This window comes from Microbispora sp. CSR-4 (genome assembly GCF_008033685.1).
Classification (GTDB): domain Bacteria; phylum Actinomycetota; class Actinomycetes; order Streptosporangiales; family Streptosporangiaceae; genus Microbispora.
Genome location: NZ_VJVX01000160.1, coordinates 1 through 1,502 on the forward strand (window position 1 = coordinate 1; position 1,502 = coordinate 1,502).

General features: G+C 73.0%; 1 protein-coding gene. It reads left to right on the top strand.

Features of this window, described 5'->3' with window-relative positions:
* Positions 1-6: 6 nt before the first annotated feature.
* On the top strand, positions 7-1,502 hold a 1,496-nt coding region (locus FLV34_RS39205; RefSeq protein WP_261986081.1), incomplete at its 3' end, for a DUF222 domain-containing protein.

Sequence of the window (1,502 nt, forward strand, 5' to 3'; positions counted from 1 at the left end):
GGGCGGGTGCATCGGGCGGGGCAGGCCAGGCAGCATGGGCATGCCTCCACCCGGTGCTGGTTGCGCACCAGTGGGGGGATGACGGTGGGCGGTGCGGGCTGCCTGCTCACGTTGGGGGCGGAACTGCCGCGCCTCCCCGTCGTGCGGGAGAAGTTCGCCACGGGTGAGCTGGCGGCGGGGGTGGTGGAGGCCATCTGCGCCGCTGTGGCCGGACTAACCGACGAGCAGGCCGGCCTGGCGGAGCCGATCCTGGTGGACCTGGCCGCCAAAGCGGGGGCGGCGGAGGTCGCCAAGGCCGGCCGCCACCTGCGGGCGGTGCTCGACCCCGATGGGGAAGAACGCGATGAGCGGGCCGATTACGGGCGGCGGTTCCTGCGGGTCCGCCCGGGCAAGGGCGGCGGCGTGGAAGGAGAGTTCTACCTGCCGCGTGAGGCCGGCGCCCGGTTGATGGCCTTGTTGCAGGCGTACGCCAAGCTGAGGGCACAGGGGGATGACCGCCCGCTGACGGTACGCCAGGCCGACGCGCTGATCGCCCTGCTGGAGCAGAAGATCGCCGCCGAACTCCTCGTCGTGGTCAGCGCCGAATCCCTCCCCACCGACCCCACCAACCCCACCGACCCCAGCGACCCCAGCGACCCCAGCGACCCCAGCGACGACAACCCATACCCCGCCGACCCGGCCACCGAAGAGACCGACCCGGCCACCGAAGACCCTGCTGACCCTGCCGCCGACGACGAGGTCAGCGACCACTTCGCAGACCTCGGCGACAGCACCCCCAGCGACTACGCCCCCGACCCTGCCGGGACCACTGACGAGCCGAGCCAGGCCGACGACACCACCGACCACGCCGAAGACGCGCGGGATGCCGAGGACTTCGAGGAAAGCCGGGACGACACGGGCGACCCGACGCCCGCTGACGCCGACGACCTCGACACCCCGGAGGAGTTCGCCACTGCCAAGGCCGGGACCGAGGCAGATGCCAGTGCGGGAAGCGATGCCGGTGCGGGAAACGATGCCGCTGCCCCAAGCGCTGCGCACGCCAGTGCCGAAAGCACCGACGACGCTCGCGAGCCCGCACAGACCGGCCTCGGTGACGTGCGGGAAGCCGCGGCCGCCCCCGCCACTGATTCCGCCACCGCGCCTGTCACCGGCCCCTCCCCTGGCTCCGGCTCCGGTTACGCCGCGACCCGACTTCTCGATGAGGAGTCTCGCGGCTGTGGAACCGGTGAGCGTAGGGCTCGCGAACGGCGGCCCGGGGAGTGCGACCCGCCGGAGGCGGCGTGGCCGGATCCTCCGCCCGAGGACGCCTCCGCGCCTCACACCCACGCCGGGCCTCGGCCTGCGGGGGACTACCGGCATGGCCAGAGCACGTGCCGGTGCGACAGCGAAGCGCACCGTCCCTACGCGACGCAGGCGCCGGGGACGCCGGGACTGTCGGAAGCGACACCCGGCGGACCTGGACCGGAGCAGAAGACACCACCCAGGAGGGCATCAGGAACAGC